This is a genomic window from Pseudomonas solani (assembly GCF_026072635.1).
GTDB lineage: Bacteria > Pseudomonadota > Gammaproteobacteria > Pseudomonadales > Pseudomonadaceae > Metapseudomonas > Metapseudomonas solani.
This window is the reverse complement of record NZ_AP023081.1, coordinates 3,469,101-3,489,419: the sequence shown is the minus strand read 5'-3', so window position 1 is coordinate 3,489,419 and position 20,319 is coordinate 3,469,101. Positions and strand designations below refer to the sequence as shown.

The window sequence follows — 20,319 nt, the reverse complement described above, 5'->3', positions numbered from 1 at the left end:
TCCATCCGACGCCAGATCGGAGGAGGACCCTTTCATACCTGCCCCAACGAGTTCGCAAGGATGCTGCGCTTGCGCGCGTCGGCACCGGCTTGCCCGGCGTCGGCGGCAGTCCGCATGAGCGTTCCTTGTTTCGATGAAGAAGCGATAACAAAAAAGGAGCACACGTGATGAAATCCACCCCCTTCCAACGAGCAACCCTGGGACTGGCACTGATGGCTGCCAGCGCACACCTCTTCGCCGCCGAAGAGGAAAAGGTCCCGCCGGTGCCCGAGAACCCCAGCTACGCCGCCCAGGTGCAGAACATCCCCGCCGTGGAAAAACCGGTGAAGGGCCAGGCTGGCGCCACCGGCTTCATCGAAGGCCAGAGCCTGAGCCTGAGCACCCGCAACTTCGCCGCCCGCGAGCAGATGAAGGACGGCTTCGGCTTCACCATCCCCAAGGATGACGGCCGGCAGCGTACCCACAGCCGCCGCGCCTGGGTGCAGGGCACCCAGCTGAAATACAGCTCCGGCTACACCGAAGGCACCATCGGCTTCGGCCTGGACGTGGCCGCCTTCAGCGCCATCAACCTCGAGCGCGGCAAGGGCCGCATCGGCGGTGGCGGCAACCGCACCCTGGCCGACAGCAACGGCCACGGCCAGGAGGAATGGTCCAAGCTCGGTGTCGCCAACGTGCGCCTGCGCGCCTCCAACACCGAGTTCAAGGCCGGCCGCTTCCTGGTGGACACCCCGGTGCTCAGCTACATCGACAACCGCGCCTTGCCCTCCAGCTTCACCGGCTACGCGGTGACCAGCGAGGAGTTCGACGGCCTCGCCCTGCAGGCCGGCAGCTTCCGCCGCGCCAGCCCGCGTACCGGCGCCGGCGACGAAGCCTTCACCACCGAATACGGCACCCGCGAAGTCACGGGCGAGCACATGCATTACCTCGGCGGCAACTACAAGCCGCTGGATAACCTCGAGGTCGCCGTCTACGCCGGCCGCTTCGAAGACGTCTGGGACCAGTACTACCTGAGCGTGGCCCACGACCTGGGCGACCGCGAGACCCTGTCCCTGCGCACCGCCTTCAACGGCTACCGCACCCGCGACACCGGCGACCGCAAGGCCGGCTACATCGACAACGACACCTTCAGCCTGGCCTTCACCCTGGCCCACCAGGCCCACGCGCTGACCCTCGCCTGGCAGCAGGTCGACGGCAACGAGTACTTCGACTACATCCACGAAACCGCCGCCATCTACCTGGCCAACTCCCTGCTCTCGGACTACAACAGCCCCAACGAGAAGTCCGCGCAGATCCGCTACGAGACCGACTGGAGCTACTTCGGCATCCCCGGCTTCTCCACCACCGCCTGGTACGCCAAGGGCTGGGACATCGACGGCACCCACTACGACGGTGACCGCAACGGCGCCTACGGCAACTACGCGGAAGTGCGCGCCATGGACGACGAGCGCCACCGCGAATACGGCCTGATGGCGGCCTACAAGGTGCAGAGCGGGACCATCAAGGACAGCACCTTCAAGGTCACCTACATGTCCCACAAGGCGAGCAAGCAGCAGATCGACGGCAGCGTGAACGAGCTGCGTATCGTCAGCACCTTCCCCTTCGACCTGCTCTGACATGGATGCGGCGCCGGCCCCGCGCCGGCGCCTGGAGGACCCGACATGAAGATGCGTTACCTGCCCCTGCTGGCCGCCCTCGCCGCCGCCAGCGCCCAGGCCCAGAACCTGGTGGTCTGCACCGAAGCCGCGCCCGAGGGCTTCGACATCGTGCAATACACCGGCGCGGTGACCGCCGACGCCACCGCCGAGACCGTGTTCAGCCGCCTGCTCGGCTTCAAGCCCGGCACCACCGAGCTGATCCCCGGCCTGGCCACCAGCTGGGAAATCAGCGACGACGGCCTGATCTACACCTTCCGCCTGCGCCCGGACGTGAAGTTCCACGCCACCGACTGGTTCACCCCCAGCCGACCGTTCAACGCCGACGACGTGGTCTGGACCTTCCAGCGCGCCCTCGACCCCAAGCACCCCTGGCATGAATCGGCGCAGCGCGGCTACGCCTACTTCGACGCCATGGGCATGCGCGAGCTGATCAAGTCCGTGGAGAAGGTCGACGCGCTCACCGTGCGCTTCACCCTCACCCACCCGGAAGCGCCCTTCCTCGCCGACATGGCCATGCCCTTCGCCTCCATCTACTCGGCCGAGTACGGCGACCAGCTGCTGGCGGCGGGCAAGACCAACCAGCTCAACCAGTTGCCCATCGGCACCGGCCCCTTCGTCTTCAACCGCTACGCCAAGGACGCCCAGGTGCGCTACAAGGCCAACCCGGACTACTTCCGTGGCAAGCCCGAGATCGACAACCTGATCTTCGCCATCACACTCGACTCCAACGTGCGCCTGCAGAAGGTGCGCGCCGGCGAGTGCCAGGTGGCGCTCTACCCGAAACCCGAGGACGTGGCCGGCATCCGCAACGACCCGCGCCTGGCGGTGGACGAGATCGACGCGCTGCTGACCACCTACGTGGCCATCAACACCGAGCACAAGCCGCTGGACGACGCCCGCGTGCGCCAGGCCATCAACCTCTCCATCGACAAGCAGGCCCTGCTCGGCGCGGTGTTCGGCCCGGGCGCCGCCAGCGCCGCGGTCAACCCCTACCCGCCGACGCTGCTGGGCTACAACCACCAGATACAGGATTGGCCCCACGACCCGGAGAAGGCCCGCGCGCTGCTCGCCGAAGCCGGGGTGAAGGACCTGAAGATCACCCTCTTCATCCGCAACGGCACCTCGCCTACCATCCCCAACCCAGCGCTGGCGGCACAGATGATGCAAGCGGATCTGGCCAAGGCCGGCATCCAGATGACCATCCGTTCGCTGGAGTGGGGCGAGCTGCTCAAGCGCTCCAAGGGCGGCGAGCACGACATGGTGCTGCTGGGCTGGGCCGGCGATAACGGCGACCCGGACAACTTCCTCAGCCCCAACCTGTCGTGCGCGGCGGCCAAATCGGGGGAAAACCAGGCGCGCTGGTGCGACCAGGACTTCGAAACCCTGATGCAGAAGGCCCGCACCGTGAGCGAGCCGGCCGAACGGGCGAAGCTCTATGAACAGGCCCTGGAGGTATTTCACAACCAGGCCCCATGGATTCCCCTGGCACACCCTAAGCTGTTCAATGTGCGCCGCAGCAATATCGACGGCTACGTGATCAGCCCCTTGAGCAACAACAACTTCGCCACCACCCGGGTGAAGTAACGGCAGCGTCGCGGCGGTCCAACCCACAGCCGCGACGCTCCCAACAACAAGAACGGCGCCCGCCCACCGTCACAAGCGGAAGCGGGCGTGATACCTGAGGAGTCAACCACCGAGATGCTAAGTTTCATCGCCCGCCGACTGGGGCTTCTGATCCCCACCTTCTTCGGCATCACCCTGCTCACCTTCGCGCTGATCCGCCTGATCCCGGGCGACCCGGTCGAAGTGATGATGGGCGAACGCCGGGTCGACCCCGAAATGCATGCCCAGGCGATGACCCGCCTCGGCCTCGACAAACCCCTGCGCGAGCAGTACTTCGACTACATCGGCAAGCTCGCCAAGGGTGATCTGGGCGAGTCCCTGCGCACCCGCGAAAGCGTCTGGCACGAATTCCTCACCCTGTTCCCCGCGACCCTGGAGCTGGCCCTGGCCGCCCTGCTGTTCGCCGGCACCCTGGGCCTGCTGGCCGGGGTGATCGCAGCGCTCAAGCGCGGCTCGCTGTTCGACCACGGGGTGATGGGCATCTCGCTGGCGGGCTATTCCATGCCGATCTTCTGGTGGGGCCTGCTGCTGATCATGTTCTTCTCCGTCTGGCTCGGCTGGACACCGGTCTCCGGGCGCATCGACCTGCTCTACGACATCGAGCCGGTCACCGGCTTCATGCTCATCGACACGCTGCTCTCAGACGAGGAAGGCGCCTTCCTCGACGCCCTGCGCCACCTGATCCTGCCGGCCATCGTGCTCGGCACCATTCCCCTGGCGGTGATCGCCCGCATGACCCGCTCGGCCATGCTCGAGGTGCTGCGCGAGGACTACGTGCGCACCGCCCGCGCCAAGGGCCTGTCGCCGGCCCGCGTGGTCTTCGTCCACGGCCTGCGCAATGCGCTGATCCCGGTGCTCACGGTGTTCGGCCTGCAGGTCGGCACGCTGCTGGCCGGTGCCGTGCTCACCGAAACCATCTTCTCCTGGCCGGGCATCGGCAAATGGCTGATCGAATCGATCGGCGCCCGCGATTACCCGGTGGTGCAGAACGGCATCCTGCTGATCGCCTGCCTGGTAATCCTGGTGAACTTCGTCGTGGACGTGCTCTACGGCTTCGCCAACCCACGCATTCGCCACCAGCGCTGAGGACCCGTCATGACCATCGCTCAGAACACGGTCGAACCGGCCATCCTCTACCCCTCGCCGATGAAGGAATTCTGGCGGGCCTTCTCCCACAACAAGGGCGCCGTCGGCGGCCTCGCCTTCATGGTGATCATCGTGATCTGCGCGCTGTTCGCGCCCTGGATCGCGCCCTATGACCCCAGCGAGCAGTTCCGCGACGCCCTGCTGACCCCGCCGGCCTGGCTCGAAGGCGGCCAGTGGCAGTTCGTGCTCGGCACCGACGAGCTGGGCCGCGACCTGCTCTCGCGGCTGATCCACGGCGCGCGCCTGTCGCTGCTCATCGGCCTCGCCTCGGTGGTGATGTCGCTGCTGCCCGGCATCCTTCTGGGCCTGATCGCCGGCTTCGCCCCGCTGCTGGGCATGCTGATCATGCGCCTGATGGACATCATGCTGGCCCTGCCCTCGCTGCTGCTGGCGGTGGCCATCGTCGCCATCCTCGGCCCAGGGCTAATCAACACCGTGATCGCCATCGCCATCGTCTCGCTGCCTTCCTACGTGCGCCTGACCCGCGCCGCAGTGATGGTCGAGCGCAACCGCGACTACGTCACCGCCTCGCGCCTGGCCGGTGCCGGCATCTTCCGCCTGATGTTCATCACCGTGCTGCCCAACTGCATGGCGCCGCTGATCGTCCAGGCGACCCTGAGCTTCTCCTCCGCCATCCTCGATGCCGCGGCCCTCGGCTTCCTCGGCCTCGGCGTACAACCGCCGACCCCGGAATGGGGAACCATGCTGGCCTCCGCCCGCGACTACATCGAGCGCGCCTGGTGGGTGGTCTCGCTGCCCGGCCTGACCATCCTGCTCAGCGTGCTGGCGATCAACCTGATGGGCGACGGCCTGCGCGACGCGCTGGACCCGAAACTCAAGAATGCCCTCTGAGGAGCCCACCATGAGCCTTCTGGATATCAAGAACCTCGGCGTGCGCTTCGGCGACGCCAATGCGGTACCGGTGGTCGACGGCCTCGACCTCTCCGTGAACAAGGGCGAGGTGCTGGCCATCGTCGGCGAGTCCGGCTCCGGCAAGTCGGTGACCATGATGGCGCTGATGGGCCTGATCGACGCCCCCGGCAAGGTCACCGCCGACAGCATGCAGTTCGACGGCACCGACATGCTGCGCCTCAAGGGCAAGCAGCGCCGCCACATCGTCGGCAAGGACCTGGCCATGGTCTTCCAGGACCCGATGACCGCCCTCAACCCCAGCTACACCGTGGGCTTCCAGATCGAGGAAGTGCTGCACCAGCACATGGCCCTGAAGGGCCGCGCCGCCCGCCAGCGCGCCCTGGAGCTGCTGGAGCGCGTGGAGATACCCGGCGCCGCCAGCCGCCTCGACGCCTACCCCCACCAGCTCTCCGGGGCATGAGCCAGCGCGTGGCCATCGCCATGGCCATCGCCGCCGAACCCAAGCTGCTGATCGCCGACGAACCCACAACCGCCCTCGACGTGACCATCCAGGCGCAGATCATGGACCTGCTGCTGGATCTGCAGCGCGACCAGGGCATGGGCCTGGTGCTGATCACCCACGACCTGGCGGTGGTGGCCGAAACCGCCGACCGCGTCTGTGTGATGTACGCCGGCCAGGCGGTGGAAATCGGCGAAGTGCCGCGCCTGTTCGATGCCCCGACCCACCCCTACACCGAAGCACTGCTCAAGGCGATTCCCGAGCACAGCCAGGGCCAGCGCCGCCTGGCCACCCTGCCCGGCATCGTCCCCGGCCGCTACGACCGGCCCCACGGCTGCCTGCTGTCGCCGCGCTGCCCCTACGCCCAGGCCAGCTGCCGCGAGCGCCGCCCCGGCCTGGACCCGCACGAACATGGCGCGGTGCGCTGCTTCTTCCCCCTGAATCTCGGCGAGGTGGCCTGATGACTGCCGTACTGACCGCCCGTGACCTGACCCGTCACTACGACATCTCCCGTGGCCTGTTCAAAGGCACGGCCACGGTGCGCGCCCTCAATGGCGTGTCCTTCGAACTGCAGGCCGGCAAGACCCTCGCCGTGGTCGGCGAATCCGGCTGCGGCAAGTCCACCCTGGCCCGCGCCCTGACCCTGATCGAAATCCCCAGCTCCGGCTCCCTGCAAATCGCCGGGCAGGAAGTCACCCGCGCCAACGGCCTGCAGCGCAAGCAGATGCGCCGCGACGTGCAGATGGTGTTCCAGAACCCCTATGCATCCCTCAACCCGCGGCAGAAGATCGGTGACCAGCTGGCCGAGCCGCTGCTGATCAACACCTCGCTGTCCCGCGCCGAGCGCCGCGAGCAGGTGCAGGCGATGATGCAGCAGGTGGGCCTGCGCCCCGAGCACTACCAGCGCTACCCGCACATGTTCTCCGGGGGCCAGCGCCAGCGCATCGCCCTGGCCCGCGCCATGATGCTCAACCCCAAGGTGCTGGTGGCGGACGAACCCACCTCGGCGCTGGACGTTTCCATCCAGGCCCAGGTCCTCAACCTGTTCATGGACCTGCAGGAGCGCTTCAACACCGGCTACGTGTTCATCTCCCACAACCTCTCGGTGGTGCAGCACGTGGCGGACGACGTGCTGGTGATGTACCTCGGCCGCCCGGCGGAGATCGGCCCGGCGGAGCTCATCTACGAGCGCCCGTTGCACCCCTACACCCGCGCGCTGCTCTCGGCCACGCCGACCATCCACCCGGACCCGGCCAAGCCGAAGATCAAGATCGTCGGCGAACTGCCCAACCCCCTCGACCCGCCCAGCGGCTGCGCCTTCCACAAGCGCTGCCCCTACGCCACCGAGCGCTGCCAGGTGGAAGTCCCCGAACTGCGCGCGCTGGACGCCCGCCAGGTCGCCTGCCACCACGCCGAAACCATCGCCCCGTAACCCCGCCCCACGAACCCCATCGCCCGATGGGGTTCGCTGGCCCGTGGCGCCACACCCTGACCGCTCTGTGGGGACGAATGCATGGGCTGTGTCTGCGCTGAGTGTTGCTGGAAGAATGGACGACGATTCGCTCGGCCTCCTGGGAAGGGGCGTTTGGCGGCTGCTCCACCGTTCTTCGCTCGAATCCTCACATTGATGTGCGCACCAACCCAGCGTGCAAGTGGCGGCTTTCGTAGGATGGGTAGAGCGAAGCGAAACCCATGCTGTGGAGGTGGCGGAAACTCTTGGGAGCCCGGAACGGGCCGTGCTTGAGCGCTTGCTTTAAAACCACAACTGCTAATTCAAACAGAGCCAATTCATTCGCGATGCCCGCAGGTCGGGTGAAACCCGACACATACATCCCCTGTCACGCGGGTTTCACCCGCCCTACATGTCACGCAACAGCGCCAACCTCACCCCGAAGCCCACCAGCACGCCGCCGAACAGCCATTGCTGGATGCGCTGGGCCAGCGGCCGTTGCCCCAGCCAACGCCCGATGCCGGCACCGGCCAGCGCATAGCAGGCATCGAAGGCCAGGCCCACGCCCACCAGCACCGCGCCCAGCAGGGCGAACTGGGCGAACAGCGGCCCCGCCGCCGGGTCGACGAATTGCGGCAACAGCACCGAACAGAACAGCAGCGCCTTGGGGTTGAGCAGGTTGGTCAACAGCCCACGGCGGATCGCCGGCCACCAGGCGCCGCCCAGGGCAACGCCCTCCCCGCCGCTGCCGGCCACCAGTTGCGAGGCCGGCGTCTGCAGGATGCGCACGCCGATCCACAGCAGGTAGGCCGCGCCAGCCAGGCGCACCAGGTCGAAGGTCCAGGGCGCGGTGCGGAACAGCACCGCCAGACCCAGCCCCGCCAGCGCCACATGGCAGCCACGCGCCACCGCCAGCCCCAGGGTGGTGGCCAGCGCCAGGGCGCGCCCCTGCCGGGCGCCGGTCTGCAGCAGCAGGATCATGTCCGGCCCCGGCAGCAGGTAGGCCACTGCCAGGGCCATCAGGAATACGCCTATATCCGCCATCGCCCGCTCCTCCACAGGTCTTCCGGAGGAAAAATTCTATGCCCGGAGGCCGGGGCAGGTGCTTGCGCATTACGCCAACAAGAGGATGCTGTTTGGCACGAACAAGGAGATATCTCCGACAGGACCATCCATTTATGCCAAATCTCAAACTGGACGCCTTCGACCACAAGATACTCGCCGCCCTCCAGCGCGACGGCCGCCTGAGCAACGTGCAGCTGGCCGAGGAGATCGGCCTGTCGCCCTCGCCCTGCCTGCGCCGGGTGCGCCTGCTGGAGGAAGCCGGGGTGATACGCGGGTACCAGGTCGACCTGGATCGCTACGAAGTGGGGCTGGGCCTGACGGTGTTCGTCGGCATCAAGGTCGAGCGCCACAGCCCCGACCGCGCCGACGCCTTCCGCGAGGCGGTGGTACTGCTGCCCGAGGTAATCTCGGTGCACCTGGTGTCCGGCGAGGCGGATTTCCTGCTGCAAGTGGTGGTGCCGGACCTGCGCGCCTACGAACTCTTCCTCACCAACCACCTGATCAAGCTGCCCGGCGTCAGCGACATCCGCAGCAACTTCGCCATCCAGACGGTCAAGGCACCGGGCCCGCTGCCCCTCAACCACCTGCCGAAATGACGCACCCGCACCCGGTACTTCACCCGTAGGTCGGGTGCAACCCGACAAGAGCGCACGCGGGTTTCACCCGCCCTACGCCCCAACACCACCCGTAGCCCGGACTTCAGTCCGGGAACACCAGCAGCGCCTTTCCCGCGCTGAAGCACGGGCTACAGAACGACACGGCTCTTGAAGGTCGGGGACAACCCGGCCAGAACACACGCGGGTTTCACCCGCCCTACACTCCAACCACACCCGTAGCCCGGACTTCAGTCCGGGAACACCGGCAGCGCCTTTCTGCGCGCTGAAGCACGGGCTACGGAACGACACGGCTCTTGTAGGTCGGGTGCAACCCGACGCCCTACGAACCGGCGCCGAAGAAGCGGCGGAACGCACGCACCTCGGCCTGTACCGCCGAGATATCCACAGCCTGGAAACGCAGCCTCTGGTGCGCCGCGCACTGGGCCAGGCGGTCGCAGTCCCGGGGGTGCAGCCAGCCGAGGATGGGGTAGCCGCCCATGGTCTGGTGGTCGGCCTGGAGGATGATCGGCTGGCCGTCGGGCGGGACCTGCACGGTGCCGCGTACCACGCCCAGGGACCATTGCCGCTGCGGCGCACGGATCGCCTCGCCCTGCAGGCGCGCGCCCATGCGATCCGATTGCGGGCTGAGCTGCCAGGGTCGCTGGAAAAAGGCCTGTAGTTGGTCATCAGCGAACTGCCCGGCATCGCCGCCAAGCATCACCCGCAACGGGCGCTCGGCGCGGTAGTCCGGCTGCCAGGGCCAAGGCACACTGGCGCCCCGCTCGAAACGCCCTTCCCCGCCCGGCAACAGGTCGCCGTCGGCCAGCTTCGCCCCTTGGCCGTTCAGCCCGCCAAGGCCTTCACGCACCTGGCAGGCGACGCTGCCCAGCACCGGCTCGACGCGAAAGCCACCGGTGATGGCGAGATAGGCCCGCTGGCCGTTGCGGGCGAAGCCCAGCTTGATGCGCTGCCCGGCGCGCAGCGGGAAGCGCGACCAGTTGGGCCGCGCCTCGCCATCCAGGGTGATGGGCAGGTCCGCGCCACAGAGCGCCACCCAGCCATCGCCCAGGCTTTCCAGCTCGACACCGCCCAGGGCGATCTCGACCAGGCTGGCGCCCGGCGCATTGCCCAGCAGGCGATTGGCCCAATAGGCGGCGTGGCGATCCATGGGCCCGCACGGGGAAACCCCCAGGTGCTGCCAGCCGCTGCGCCCGCCGTCCTGCAGCAGGCTCAGGGGCCCGGCCTTGATCACCCGCAGGCCGTTCATGGTTCGCCCCGTTCGCGGCGGTAGGTCCGTTCATCGATGGGCACGAAGCGCACACGGTCCCCCAACGCCAGCGGGCACGGCGGCTCACGCGTCGGGTCGAACAGCGCCGTCGGGCAGAGGCCCAGCAGGTGCCAGCCGCCCGGCGAGGCCTGTGGATAAATCGCCGTCTGCCGCTCGGCGATGGCCAGGCTGCCCGCCGGCACCCGCGTGCGCGGCGTGTCGCGCCGTGGCAGGGCGAGGCGTGTATCCAGCTCACCCAGGTAGGCGAACCCCGGCGCGAAGCCGATGGCGCCGACGCGGTATTCCACCCCGGCGTGCAGCTCGATCACCTGCCCGGTACTGAGCCCACAGGCATCGGCCACCGTGGCCAGGTCCTCGCTGCCGTACCAGACGGGCAGCTCGTGCAGGCGCCCGGCCTGCTCGCCCGTAGCCGCCCGCTGCCACTGCTCCAGCAACGGCGCCAGCTCGGCGGCCAGCCGGAGGTGATCGGTGTGCAGCAGGTCGTAGTGCAGCAGGAGGGTGGTCCAGCCCGGCACCAGCTCGCGGAGCCGGTGGCCAAAGTGCTGGCGCAGAACAGCGGCGAGCTGGGCGATGCGTTGCGGCAGACGGCTGTCCGGCTCATCCGCCAGCACCAGCAGCAACGCCTCGGCGCCGACCGGTTCGATACGGATCACGAGGCGTCCAGGTAGGCTCGCAGCCGGCGCAGCACCGCCAGGGATTGCGGGTTGTCGCCGTGCACGCAGAGGCTGTCGGCCACCAGTTGCAGCGGCTTGCCGTCGATATCGGCGAAGGGCTCGCCCCGGGCGATGGCCACGGCCTGCCCGATGATGCGCTCCGGCTCGTGGTGCACCGCGCCTTCGAGCCGGCGCGGCGCCAGCTGGCCGTCGGCCAGGTAGGCACGGTCGGCGAAGGCCTCGAACATCAGCGGCACATCCGCCTCGTCCGCCAGGCGTATTTCACGACGGTTGTCGGCCAGGGCCAAGACCATCAGCGGCAGGCCCTGGCGGTAGCTGGCACAGGCGTCCAGCACCGCTTCCAGCAGGGCATCGTTGCGCACCAGCTCGTTGTACAGCGCGCCATGGGGTTTGACGTAGGCCACCTGGGTACCGGCAGCCCGGCAGAAGGCGTCCAGCGCACCGATCTGGTAGAGCACCAGGGCGCGGACCTCTTCCACCGACAGGGCCATCTGCCGGCGGCCGAAACCGATCAGGTCCGGGTAGGCCGGGTGCGCGCCGATGCTAACGCCGTGCTGCACCGCCAGGTCGACGGTGCGTTGCATGGTCATGGGATCGGAGGCGTGGAAGCCGCAGGCCAGGTTGGCCTGGTCCACCAGCGGCATGGCGTGTTCGTCGTCGCCCATGGTCCAGACGCCGAAGCTCTCGCCCATGTCGCAGTTCAGCAGGATTCGATTTTTCATCGCCTGATTATGGCGACAGCGGGCGGGCTGTGCGAGATGGGGTTATCCACAGGTGGATCAGCGACCGCAGCCCGGGCTTCAGCCCGGGAAGCCCACCCGGGTCTGAAGCACAGCCCATGAACCGATCAATACACGTCGCGGCGGTAGCGGCCTTCGGCGGCGAGGGCATCCAGGGCCTCGTCGCCCAGCAGTTCGCGGAGCACACGGTCGACGCCGTCGGCCATGCCCTGCAGGCTGCCGCAGATGTAGAACACCGCGCCCGCCTCGACCCAGGCACGGACTTCCGCCCCGGCTTCGCGCAGGCGGTCCTGCACGTAGACCTTGTGCGCCTGGTCGCGGGAGAAGGCCAGGTCCAGCCGCTCCAGCTCACCACTGGCCAGCCAGCCTTCGATCTCGTCACGGCAGTAGTAGTCGTGGGCCTGGTTGCGCTCGCCGAACAGCAGCCAGTTGCGGCCGTTGCCGGCAGCGACGTTGGCCTTGAGCAGCGCACGCAGGCCGGCGATACCGGTGCCGTTGCCGATGAAGATGGCCGGGCGCTCGCCTTCCAGGCGGTGGAAGCGGGCATTGCGACGCAGGCGCAGCGGCAGGTTGGCGCCCACCGGCAGCGCGTGGGTGAGCCAGCCGGAGGCGATGCCCAGGGTGCCGTCGGCGTGCTGCTCCTGGCGCACGATCAGTTCCAGGGCGCCGTCGCTTTCCAGGGAAGCGATGGAGTACTGGCGCACCGAAAGCACGATCAGCGCATCCAGCAGCGCCTGCGGGTGCAGGCCCACCAGGTGCTCGAAGGAGTCCGGCAGCAGGCGTGCGCCCAGGGCCTGGCGCAGGGGTTGGGCGATGCCATCCACCGTCACCTGGGCCTCGCCGTCGAGGCCATGGCGGTCGAGCCAGCCCTGGATGCGCGGGTCGGCCTGGCGCGGGAGGATTTCCACCAGGTCGCCGGCCTGCCAGCTGATCTGGCTGCCCGCCGGGGCGCCCAGGCGCAGCAGCCAGGTGGATTCGCCCTGGCTACCGGGGTTGAGGTGTTCGCGGCCGGCCAGGGTCCAGGTTTCGAAAGGCTGCTCGGTCCATGCCGGCACCAGGCTGGAGCCGGACAGGCTGGCCAGGTGCTGCTGCCAGCTCTGCAGTGCGCCGGCGTCGCCGTTGTCCACCTCCACCGTGTCGAACAGGGTGTTGGCGCCCTGGCCCTGGAGCCAGGCCTGCAGGCGGTGGGCGAAGCCACAGAAGTGCTGGTATTGGCGGTCACCCAGGGCGAGTACGGCGAAGCGCAGGTCGGCCAGTTGCGAGGCCTGGCCCAGCATCTTGCGCTCGAAGCCGCGGGCAGCGTCCGGGGCCTCGCCATCGCCGAAGGTGCTGACCACGAACAGGGCGTTGCGCGCTTCGGCCAGTTGCCCGGCATCCAGTTCGCCCAACTGCTGCACGCGCACCGGGTAGCCGGCGGCCTGGAGCTGGCCGGCGCTCTGCCAGGCGAGCTGCTCGGCGAAGCCGCTCTGGCTGGCGAAACCGATCAGCCAGGGCTCGCCGTCACCGCCGTGGCCGAGGCCGCCACGAGCGGCCTTGATCGCGCGCTTCTTGCGCCGGCGGTCGAGGTAGAGCAGCCAGCCGGTGATGAAGAACAGCGGCATGGCGAGGCTCGCCAGCATCATCAGGATGCGCCCGGTCAGGCCGAAGTACTCGCCCACGTGCAGGGCATAGATGCTGGTGAGCAGCTGCGCCTTGAAGCTCTTCTCGGCGTAGCGCTCGACGCGGGCGACCTTGCCGGTGGCCGGGTCGAGGGTGATCTGGTTGGTGGCACGGGGATGGCTGGAATCCCCCAGGAGGTAGAACACCGTGGCCGGCTGCCCACCCACCGGGGGCAGGCGCAGGTTGTAGGCGGTCATGCCGGGGCCGGCGGCCTCGCGGATGCTGGCCCAGACGGCGTCATAGTCCACCACCAGCGGCGGGCCCGACGGCGCTTGCTGCATGCCCGGGCGGCCCCCTTCGCGGCGCTCGCCACGCCCCTCACCACGTCCTTCGCCCCGACGTTCGCCAGGCTTGGCCTGCTGCTCGGAGGGGGCATCGGCCAGCAGGCGCTGCAGGCCGGCGCGGTACCACTCGTAGGACCAGAACAGGCCGGTCAGCGCGGCCAGGAGGTAGAGCGCCAGGCACCAGGTGCCGGCCACCGCGTGCAGGTCCCAGTTGAAGCTGCGGCCCTTGCGCGCCCAATCCAGGGTCAGCCAGGCACGCCAGCTGCCGGCCTGGCGCGGCCAGCGCAGATAAAGGCCGGAGAGGCAGAAGAAGATCAGTGCCAGGGTGCTGGCGGCAGTGATCTGCTTGCCGGTCTCGCCCATGGCGAGGAAGCGGTGCAGTTGCAGCATCAGGCCGAAGAACGGCTGGCCGACCGGGTCACCGAGCAGCTCACCGGTGTAGGGGTCGAACCAGCGCATGGGGCCACGCCGCTCGCCGGGCGGCGGCATGAAGAACACCCGCGCCGGCCCGCCGGACTGGGTTTCCACCCAGAGCCCGGTAACCTGCTTGCCTTCGGCGGCTTCGATCTTGCGCACCAGTTCGGCGGGCGGCAGCACACCGCTGTCACTCACCTCGATACGCAGGGTGTCGGCGTTGAGCCAGTCGAGGATTTCGTCCTGGAAGCTGTAGGCGGCACCGGTGACGCCCATGACGGACAACACCAGGCCGGCACTGATGCCGAGGAGCCAGTGCAACTGGAACAGGACTTTCTTGAACACGGTGACCCCTTGTGGAAAACAGACAGCCGCCATCAGCCGGTCGGACGGAGGCCATGGATTCTCAGATGGGATGCGATTCTATTTGAGAATAAATTTCACAAACAGAGTATTCGACGCGTTTTACTTTCTATTTACCTTCGCCCGTAGCCGGCATGCCGCGACGGCACGGGCTCCCGGGCAGCCGCTGCGGTCCCAGGCACCACGCGGGCATAAAAAAGCCTGCCGGAGCAGGCTTTTCCTTCGGGCCGGCGCTTACAGGTAGAAGGCCTTCAGCGGCGGGAAGCCGTTGAATTCCACCGCGCTGTAGCTAGTGGTGTACGCACCGGTGGAGAGCCAGTAGAGGCGGTCGCCGCTGGCCAGGTTCAGGGGCAGGCCGTACTTGTAGTTCTCGTACATGATGTCGGCGCTGTCGCAGGTCGGGCCGGCGATGACCACTTCTTCCATCTCGCCTTTCTTCTCGGTCCAGATGGGGAACTTGATGGACTCGTCCATGGTTTCGATCAGGCCGGAGAACTTGCCCACGTCGGTGTAGACCCAACGCTCCACCGCAGTGCGGGACTTGCGCGCCACCAGCACCACTTCGCTGACCAGGATGCCGGCGTTGGCGATCAGCGAACGGCCCGGCTCGAGGATGATTTCCGGCAGCTCGTCGCCGAAGTCTTCCTTGAGGAAGCGGGTGATTTCCTCGGCGTAGGTTTCCAGAGCGTTGGTGCGCTGGATGTAGTTGGCCGGGAAGCCGCCGCCCATGTTGATCATCTTCAGGGTGATGCCGTCTTCTTCCTTGAGGCGCTCGAAGATCACCTTGACCTTGGCGATGGCGGCGTCCCAGACGTCGATGTCGCGCTGCTGGCTGCCCACGTGGAAGGACAGGCCGTAGGGCTCCAGGCCCAGCTGCTTGGCGAGGATCAGCAGGTCCAGCGCCATGTCGGGGTTGCAACCGAATTTGCGCGACAGCGGCCAGTCGGCGGAGGTGGAACCCTCGGTGAGGATGCGCACGTAGATCTTCGAGCCTGGGGCAGCCTTGGCGATGTTGCGCAGGTCGGCTTCGGAGTCGGTGGCGAACAGGCGCACGCCCTTCTCGTAGAAGTAGCGGATGTCCCGGGCTTTCTTGATGGTGTTGCCGTAGCTGATGCGCTCCGGGCCGACGCCGGTCTTCATCACCTTGTCCAGCTCGTAGATGGAGGCGATGTCGAAGTTGGAGCCCTTGTCACGCAGCAGTTCGGTGATTTCGGTCGCCGGGTTGGCCTTCACCGCGTAGTAGATCTTGGCGAAGGGGAAGCAGCCGACCAGTTGGTCGTAGGCATCGGCGATGGTCTGCTTGTCGATCACCACGAAAGGGGTCTCGTGTTGATCAGCGAACGCTTTCATGCGCTGGAAAGTGGCGGGTGCGAAATAGTCTTCGACCTTGATCGACATACTGGGGCTCCATTGGGCAAAAAACACAAAAGTTGCAAGGGATGGGCTTGGTGCGAAAAGCCTGAACGTCTAATCCGTTTCCCCACTTTGGTTCGCCTACTTCCCAAGGCATGTCGCCGAGGATTTGCAGCCTTGCGGCCGCCAACCTCTCGTCGTCAGTACTTGAGCCGGATGGATCGTTTCCAGCATGGACGTTCGGGCGCGAACTTTAGGACCATGGGGGCGCAGATCAATCAAAAAATGCCGCTTTTTCACATCCCTTTGTCGCGTTACCTGTTGACTGTTCTGTATTCAAAACAAAACGTTATGAAATGCTGCACAAAACCGCTGGCGACGGCCCTTGCAGCGCATCGGTACGCGCCCGGACCTGGCGATCATGGCCCTCTTTTCTGACAGACCGATGATCCCCTCGAGGGTTCATCCCCATCGCCCGACTGGGTGCCGGCAACACCATCACCGCCGCCTGCGACATGCGGACTGATCCCCCGGTCGTTTCCCGCTATAATTCCGCGCTTTTCGGGCCGCACATGGCCCGCAACCGTTTCCAGCCAGGCACATATCCATGACCATCCAGGCCGCCGAAGTCGCCAAACGCCGCACCTTCGCCATCATTTCCCACCCTGACGCCGGTAAGACCACCATCACCGAGAAGCTGCTGCTGATGGGCAAGGCGATCGAGGTCGCCGGTACGGTGAAGTCGCGCAAGTCCGACCGCCACGCCACCTCCGACTGGATGGAAATGGAGAAGCAGCGCGGCATCTCCATCACCACCTCGGTGATGCAGTTCCCCTACCGCGAGCACATCATCAACCTGCTCGACACCCCCGGCCACGAAGACTTCTCCGAAGACACCTACCGCACCCTGACCGCGGTGGACTCGGCGCTGATGGTCCTCGACGGCGGTAAAGGCGTAGAGCCGCGCACCATCGCGCTGATGGACGTGTGCCGCCTGCGCGACACGCCCATCGTCAGCTTCATCAACAAGCTCGACCGCGATATCCGCGACCCCATCGAGTTGCTCGACGAGATCGAGGCGGTGCTGAAGATCAAGGCCGCGCCGATCACCTGGCCCATCGGCTGCTACAAGGACTTCAAGGGCGTCTACCACCTGGCCGACGACTACATCATCGTCTACACCCCGGGCCACGGCCACGAGCGCACCGCGGTGAAGATCATCGAGAAGCTGGACTCCGACGAGGCCCGTGCCCACCTGGGCGACGAGTACGACCGTTTCGTCGATCAGCTGGAGCTGGTCCAGGGTGCCTGCCATCCCTTCGACCAGGACGAGTTCATCAGCGGCCAGCTGACCCCGGTGTTCTTCGGCACCGCGCTGGGCAACTTCGGTGTCGATCACGTGCTCGACGCCGTGGTCGACTGGGCGCCCAAGCCGCTGCCGCGCGCAGCCAACGAGCGCAGAGTGGAGCCGCAGGAAGAGAAGTTCAGCGGCTTCGTGTTCAAGATCCAGGCGAACATGGACCCCAAGCACCGCGACCGTATCGCCTTCATGCGCATCTGCTCGGGCAAGTACAGCCAAGGCATGAAGATGCGCCATGTGCGCCTGGGCAAGGACGTGCGCGTCGGCGACGCCCTGACCTTCTTCTCCAGCGAGCGCGAGCAGCTCGAGGAAGCCTTCGCCGGCGACATCATCGGCCTGCATAACCACGGCACCATCCAGATCGGCGACACCTTCACCGAAGGCGAGGCGCTGGGCTTCACCGGCATCCCCCACTTCGCACCCGAGCTGTTCCGCCGCGTGCGCCTGAAGGACCCGCTGAAATCCAAGCAGCTGCGCCAGGGCCTGCAGGAACTGGCCGAGGAAGGCGCCACCCAGGTGTTCTTCCCCGAGCGCAACAACGACATCATCCTCGGTGCGGTCGGCGTGCTGCAGTTCGACGTCGTCGCCAGCCGCCTGAAGGAGGAATACAAGGTCGAGTGCGCCTATGAGCAGATCAACGTCTGGTCGGCCCGCTGGATCGAATGCAAGGACGAGAAGAAGCTCAAGGAGTTCAAGGACAAGGCCTTCGAGAACCTCTCCGTGGACGGCGGCGGCCACCTCACCTACCTGGCCCCGACCCGCGTCAACCTGGCCCTGATGGAAGAGCGCTGGCCGGACATCCAGTTCCGCGCCACCCGCGAACACCACTGATCGCGCCTTATCGATCGGATGCACGACAGAGGCGCCGCTTCCCGGCGGCGCCCCTGGGCTAGGCTGACACCCATCCCCTGATGCGACCGCCGCCCCGATGCTGATCGACACCCACACCCACCTGGATTTCCCCGAGTTCGACGCCGACCGCGCCGAAGTGCTGGCCCGTGCCCGCGCGCTGGGGGTGCAGCGCCAGGTGCTGATGGGCGTGACCCGGGGCAACTGGCAACGCATCTGGGAACTGGCCACCACCAAGGACGACCTCTACGCCGCCTTCGGCCTGCATCCCATCTATCTGGACGAGCACCAACCAACCCATCTGGACGAGCTACGCGAGACGCTGCAGGCCCATGCCGGGCACCCCAAGCTTTGCGCAGTGGGCGAGATCGGCCTGGACTATTACCTCGAAACGCTCGCCCGCGACGCCCAGCAGGCGCTGTTCGAGGCCCAGCTCGCCATTGCCGCCGATGCTCAGTTGCCGGTGCTGCTGCATGTGCGCAAGAGCCACGCAGCGGTGATCGCCACCCTCAAGCGCTTCCGCCTGCAGCGCGCCGGCATCGTCCATGCCTTCGCCGGCAGCTTCGAAGAGGCCCGCGAGTACCTGAAGCTGGGCTTCCGCCTCGGCCTCGGCGGCGCGCCTACCTGGCCCCAGGCTAACCGCCTGCGCAAGGTGGTGCCGCAACTGCCGCTGGAGGCCATCGTGCTGGAGACCGACTCCCCGGACATGGCGCCCTCCATGCACCCGCACCAGCGCAACAGCCCCGAGTACCTGCCGGATATCTGCGCCAACCTCGCCGAGCTGCTGGGCATCACCCCCGATGAGCTCGCCGCCGCCAGCAGCCGCAATGCCTGCGAGCTGTTCGGCTGGCCGCCCCTCCCGGGCTGAAGCCCGGGCTACGAAGCTCCACAGGCCAGATGTAGGATGGGCTTCAGCCCACCGGCGGCGCCTCCAATAAACGAAAAAGCCCGCCAATCGGCGGGCTTTTGCATGGCGCACTGGATCAGACGCGGAACGCGCCGATCAGCTGCTTGAGCTGCGCCACCTGGTCGGAGAGCTGGCGGCTGGCCTGCTCGGTCTGGCTGGCGCCTTCGGCGGTGCGCTCGCCGGCGCTGTTGATCTCGACGATGTTCTGGTCGATGTCGTGGGCCACGGCGGTCTGCTGTTCGGCAGCGGCAGCGATCTGCTGGTTCTGGTCGACGATCATGCCCACCGCACCGAGGATGTTCTCCAGCGCCTGCTGCACGCGGCCGGACTGGTTGACGGTGCCGTCGGCCATCTGGTGGCTGGTGTTCATCGCCTTGACCGCCGCACCGACGCCGCCCTGGAGACGGACGATCATCTGCTCGATCTCTTCGGTGGACTGCTGGGTACGCTTGGCCAGGGTGCGCACCTCGTCGGCGACCACGGCGAAACCACGGCCCTGCTCACCGGCCCGCGCAGCTTCGATGGCGGCGTTGAGGGCCAGCAGGTTGGTCTGCTCGGCGATGCCCTTGATCACCTCCAGCACGCGGCTGATGGAGGCGCTGTCGGAGGCGAGCTGGTTGATCACGTTGACCGACTGCTCGATCTCCTGGGCCAGGCGCTCGATGCTGCCCAGCTGGGATTCCACCAGGGCGCGGCCGCTGACGGTTTCCTGGTTGACGCTCTGGGCGCTGTTCACCGCGGCGGCCGCACTGCGGGCGACTTCCTGGGCCGTGGCGGACATCTCGTTCATAGCCGTCGCCACCTGCTCGATCTGGCTGCGCTGGCCGGCGACGGCCTGGTTGCTCTCTTCGGACACGCTCTGCACACGGCCGGCCTGGCGCTCGACCTCGGTGACGGTCTGGCCGACCAGCTCGATCAGGTCGTGGATCTTCGCCACGGTGCCGTTGAACACCTGGCCCAGTTCGCCGAGCTCGTCCTTGCTCTGGGCGCGGAAGTTGACGGTCATGTCGCCGGCGGCGACCTGGTCCATCACCCTGCCCAGGCTCTTGAGGGTGGTGCGGGTGGAAACGTAGAAGCCGCTGTAGAGGTAGACGATGGCGAGGAACACCACCAGCAGCGCGACGACCAGCAGCACGGTCTGGGCGCGCTTCTCGCCGAGGCGCTTCTCCAGTTCGCTCTTGAGCAGGCCGAGGGCGGCGTCGTTGAGCTGGTAGGTCTTGTCCATCTGCACGGTGACCTGGTCGTAGAACTGCGGCCAGGGCGTGTCGAGGGTGTCGGCCATGATCACCTGGTCCTCGAACAGCGTGGCGCTCTGCTTGAGGGTTTCACGGCTGGCGGCGGCCAGGTCGCCCAGCGCGGCCTGGGCGCGGGGGTTGCCGTTGAGCGCGTCCTGGACCTTGAGGCCGTACTCGGAACCGATCTTCTCCAGCTCCAGCAGCAGGTCGTCCAGCTTGGTGCTGGCGGCGGAGTTGAGGAACCCCTGGCCCAGGGAATAGGCGCCGATGGCGCGGCCCTTGCTGA

General features: G+C 67.1%; 15 protein-coding genes and 2 pseudogenes. 9 read left to right on the top strand and 8 right to left on the bottom strand.

Annotation, left to right across the window (positions count from 1 at the left end; genetic code table 11):
* Nucleotides 1–167: 167 nt before the first annotated feature.
* The 6 genes and pseudogenes from PSm6_RS15860 (at nucleotide 168) to PSm6_RS15835 (ending at nucleotide 7,228) form a co-directional block, all read left to right on the top strand.
* Nucleotides 168–1,613 carry an OprD family outer membrane porin gene (locus PSm6_RS15860; RefSeq protein ID WP_021217743.1) on the top strand — a complete coding sequence of 482 codons (1,446 nt, stop codon included), beginning with the start codon at nucleotides 168–170 and terminating at the stop codon, nucleotides 1,611–1,613.
* Between the two features lie 45 nt (nucleotides 1,614–1,658).
* Nucleotides 1,659–3,239, top strand: coding sequence for an ABC transporter substrate-binding protein (locus tag PSm6_RS15855; protein ID WP_265167725.1), 1,581 nt, complete (start codon nucleotides 1,659–1,661; stop codon nucleotides 3,237–3,239).
* A gap of 114 nt (nucleotides 3,240–3,353) precedes the next feature.
* Nucleotides 3,354–4,364, top strand: coding sequence for an ABC transporter permease subunit (locus PSm6_RS15850; RefSeq protein WP_021217741.1), 1,011 nt, complete (start codon nucleotides 3,354–3,356; stop codon nucleotides 4,362–4,364).
* 9 nt (nucleotides 4,365–4,373) lie between these two features.
* On the top strand, nucleotides 4,374–5,276 hold the full coding sequence (locus tag PSm6_RS15845; RefSeq protein ID WP_265167722.1) for an ABC transporter permease subunit: 903 nt from the start codon (nucleotides 4,374–4,376) through the stop codon (nucleotides 5,274–5,276).
* A gap of 10 nt (nucleotides 5,277–5,286) precedes the next feature.
* Nucleotides 5,287–6,257: pseudogene (locus tag PSm6_RS15840) on the top strand (ABC transporter ATP-binding protein).
* Nucleotides 6,257–7,228 (top strand): peptide ABC transporter ATP-binding protein, encoded by a 972-nt coding sequence (locus PSm6_RS15835; RefSeq protein ID WP_263400562.1) that lies wholly within the window; start codon nucleotides 6,257–6,259, stop codon nucleotides 7,226–7,228. The pseudogene PSm6_RS15840 and the gene PSm6_RS15835 overlap by 1 nt, the downstream one beginning before the upstream one ends.
* A gap of 426 nt (nucleotides 7,229–7,654) precedes the next feature.
* Here PSm6_RS15835 and PSm6_RS15830 read toward each other — a convergent pair whose 3' ends face one another.
* On the bottom strand, nucleotides 7,655–8,290 hold the full coding sequence (locus tag PSm6_RS15830; protein ID WP_265167721.1) for a LysE family translocator: 636 nt from the start codon (nucleotides 8,288–8,290) through the stop codon (nucleotides 7,655–7,657).
* Between the two features lie 134 nt (nucleotides 8,291–8,424).
* Here PSm6_RS15830 and PSm6_RS15825 point away from each other — a divergent pair, with 134 nt between their 5' ends.
* A complete protein-coding gene (locus PSm6_RS15825; protein WP_265167720.1) occupies nucleotides 8,425–8,907 on the top strand; it encodes an Lrp/AsnC family transcriptional regulator in 483 nt (160 codons plus the stop codon).
* Between the two features lie 340 nt (nucleotides 8,908–9,247).
* Here the strand turns inward: PSm6_RS15825 and PSm6_RS15820 are convergent, their stop codons facing one another.
* From PSm6_RS15820 to PSm6_RS15800, 5 genes are all read right to left on the bottom strand, one after another.
* Nucleotides 9,248–10,174: a 5-oxoprolinase subunit C family protein gene (locus tag PSm6_RS15820; RefSeq protein ID WP_265167719.1), complete on the bottom strand. Its 927-nt coding sequence runs from the start codon at nucleotides 10,172–10,174 to the stop codon at nucleotides 9,248–9,250.
* Nucleotides 10,171–10,848: a 5-oxoprolinase subunit PxpB gene (pxpB, locus tag PSm6_RS15815; protein WP_021217734.1), complete on the bottom strand. Its 678-nt coding sequence runs from the start codon at nucleotides 10,846–10,848 to the stop codon at nucleotides 10,171–10,173. Before pxpB ends, PSm6_RS15820 begins: the two co-directional genes overlap by 4 nt.
* Nucleotides 10,845–11,591, bottom strand: a complete 747-nt coding sequence (locus tag PSm6_RS15810) for a 5-oxoprolinase subunit PxpA (protein ID WP_031287146.1) — start codon at nucleotides 11,589–11,591, stop codon at nucleotides 10,845–10,847. Before PSm6_RS15810 ends, pxpB begins: the two co-directional genes overlap by 4 nt.
* A 125-nt stretch (nucleotides 11,592–11,716) precedes the next feature.
* Nucleotides 11,717–14,344, bottom strand: coding sequence for a sulfite reductase flavoprotein subunit alpha (locus PSm6_RS15805; protein ID WP_265167718.1), 2,628 nt, complete (start codon nucleotides 14,342–14,344; stop codon nucleotides 11,717–11,719).
* Nucleotides 14,345–14,563: 219 nt separating this feature from the next.
* A complete protein-coding gene (locus PSm6_RS15800) occupies nucleotides 14,564–15,727 on the bottom strand; it encodes a type III PLP-dependent enzyme (RefSeq protein WP_021217731.1) in 1,164 nt (387 codons plus the stop codon).
* 562 nt (nucleotides 15,728–16,289) lie between these two features.
* Between PSm6_RS15800 and PSm6_RS15795 the strand changes: the two genes are divergently transcribed.
* Complete coding sequence (locus PSm6_RS15795; RefSeq protein ID WP_265167717.1) at nucleotides 16,290–17,873, top strand: peptide chain release factor 3; 1,584 nt, start codon at nucleotides 16,290–16,292, stop codon at nucleotides 17,871–17,873.
* A gap of 97 nt (nucleotides 17,874–17,970) precedes the next feature.
* Nucleotides 17,971–18,759: a TatD family hydrolase gene (locus PSm6_RS15790; RefSeq protein WP_265167716.1), complete on the top strand. Its 789-nt coding sequence runs from the start codon at nucleotides 17,971–17,973 to the stop codon at nucleotides 18,757–18,759.
* Between the two features lie 115 nt (nucleotides 18,760–18,874).
* Here PSm6_RS15790 and PSm6_RS30515 read toward each other — a convergent pair whose 3' ends face one another.
* Nucleotides 18,875–19,579, bottom strand: a complete 705-nt coding sequence (locus tag PSm6_RS30515) for a methyl-accepting chemotaxis protein (RefSeq protein ID WP_371877131.1) — start codon at nucleotides 19,577–19,579, stop codon at nucleotides 18,875–18,877.
* Between the two features lie 153 nt (nucleotides 19,580–19,732).
* Nucleotides 19,733–20,023: pseudogene (locus PSm6_RS30510) on the bottom strand (HAMP domain-containing protein); the annotation flags it as partial.
* Nucleotides 20,024–20,319: the final 296 nt, after the last annotated feature.

Coding starts and splice junctions, on each gene's coding strand:
- PSm6_RS15860 (WP_021217743.1), top strand. CDS start 168: ATGAAATCCACCCCCTTCCAACGAGCAACCCTGGGACTGGCACTGATG.
- PSm6_RS15855 (WP_265167725.1), top strand. CDS start 1,659: ATGAAGATGCGTTACCTGCCCCTGCTGGCCGCCCTCGCCGCCGCCAGC.
- PSm6_RS15850 (WP_021217741.1), top strand. CDS start 3,354: ATGCTAAGTTTCATCGCCCGCCGACTGGGGCTTCTGATCCCCACCTTC.
- PSm6_RS15845 (WP_265167722.1), top strand. CDS start 4,374: ATGACCATCGCTCAGAACACGGTCGAACCGGCCATCCTCTACCCCTCG.
- PSm6_RS15835 (WP_263400562.1), top strand. CDS start 6,257: ATGACTGCCGTACTGACCGCCCGTGACCTGACCCGTCACTACGACATC.
- PSm6_RS15830 (WP_265167721.1), bottom strand. CDS start 8,290: ATGGCGGATATAGGCGTATTCCTGATGGCCCTGGCAGTGGCCTACCTG.
- PSm6_RS15825 (WP_265167720.1), top strand. CDS start 8,425: ATGCCAAATCTCAAACTGGACGCCTTCGACCACAAGATACTCGCCGCC.
- PSm6_RS15820 (WP_265167719.1), bottom strand. CDS start 10,174: ATGAACGGCCTGCGGGTGATCAAGGCCGGGCCCCTGAGCCTGCTGCAG.
- PSm6_RS15810 (WP_031287146.1), bottom strand. CDS start 11,591: ATGAAAAATCGAATCCTGCTGAACTGCGACATGGGCGAGAGCTTCGGC.
- PSm6_RS15805 (WP_265167718.1), bottom strand. CDS start 14,344: ATGGCGGCTGTCTGTTTTCCACAAGGGGTCACCGTGTTCAAGAAAGTC.
- PSm6_RS15800 (WP_021217731.1), bottom strand. CDS start 15,727: ATGTCGATCAAGGTCGAAGACTATTTCGCACCCGCCACTTTCCAGCGC.
- PSm6_RS15795 (WP_265167717.1), top strand. CDS start 16,290: ATGACCATCCAGGCCGCCGAAGTCGCCAAACGCCGCACCTTCGCCATC.
- PSm6_RS15790 (WP_265167716.1), top strand. CDS start 17,971: ATGCTGATCGACACCCACACCCACCTGGATTTCCCCGAGTTCGACGCC.
- PSm6_RS30515 (WP_371877131.1), bottom strand. CDS start 19,579: ATGTCCGCCACGGCCCAGGAAGTCGCCCGCAGTGCGGCCGCCGCGGTG.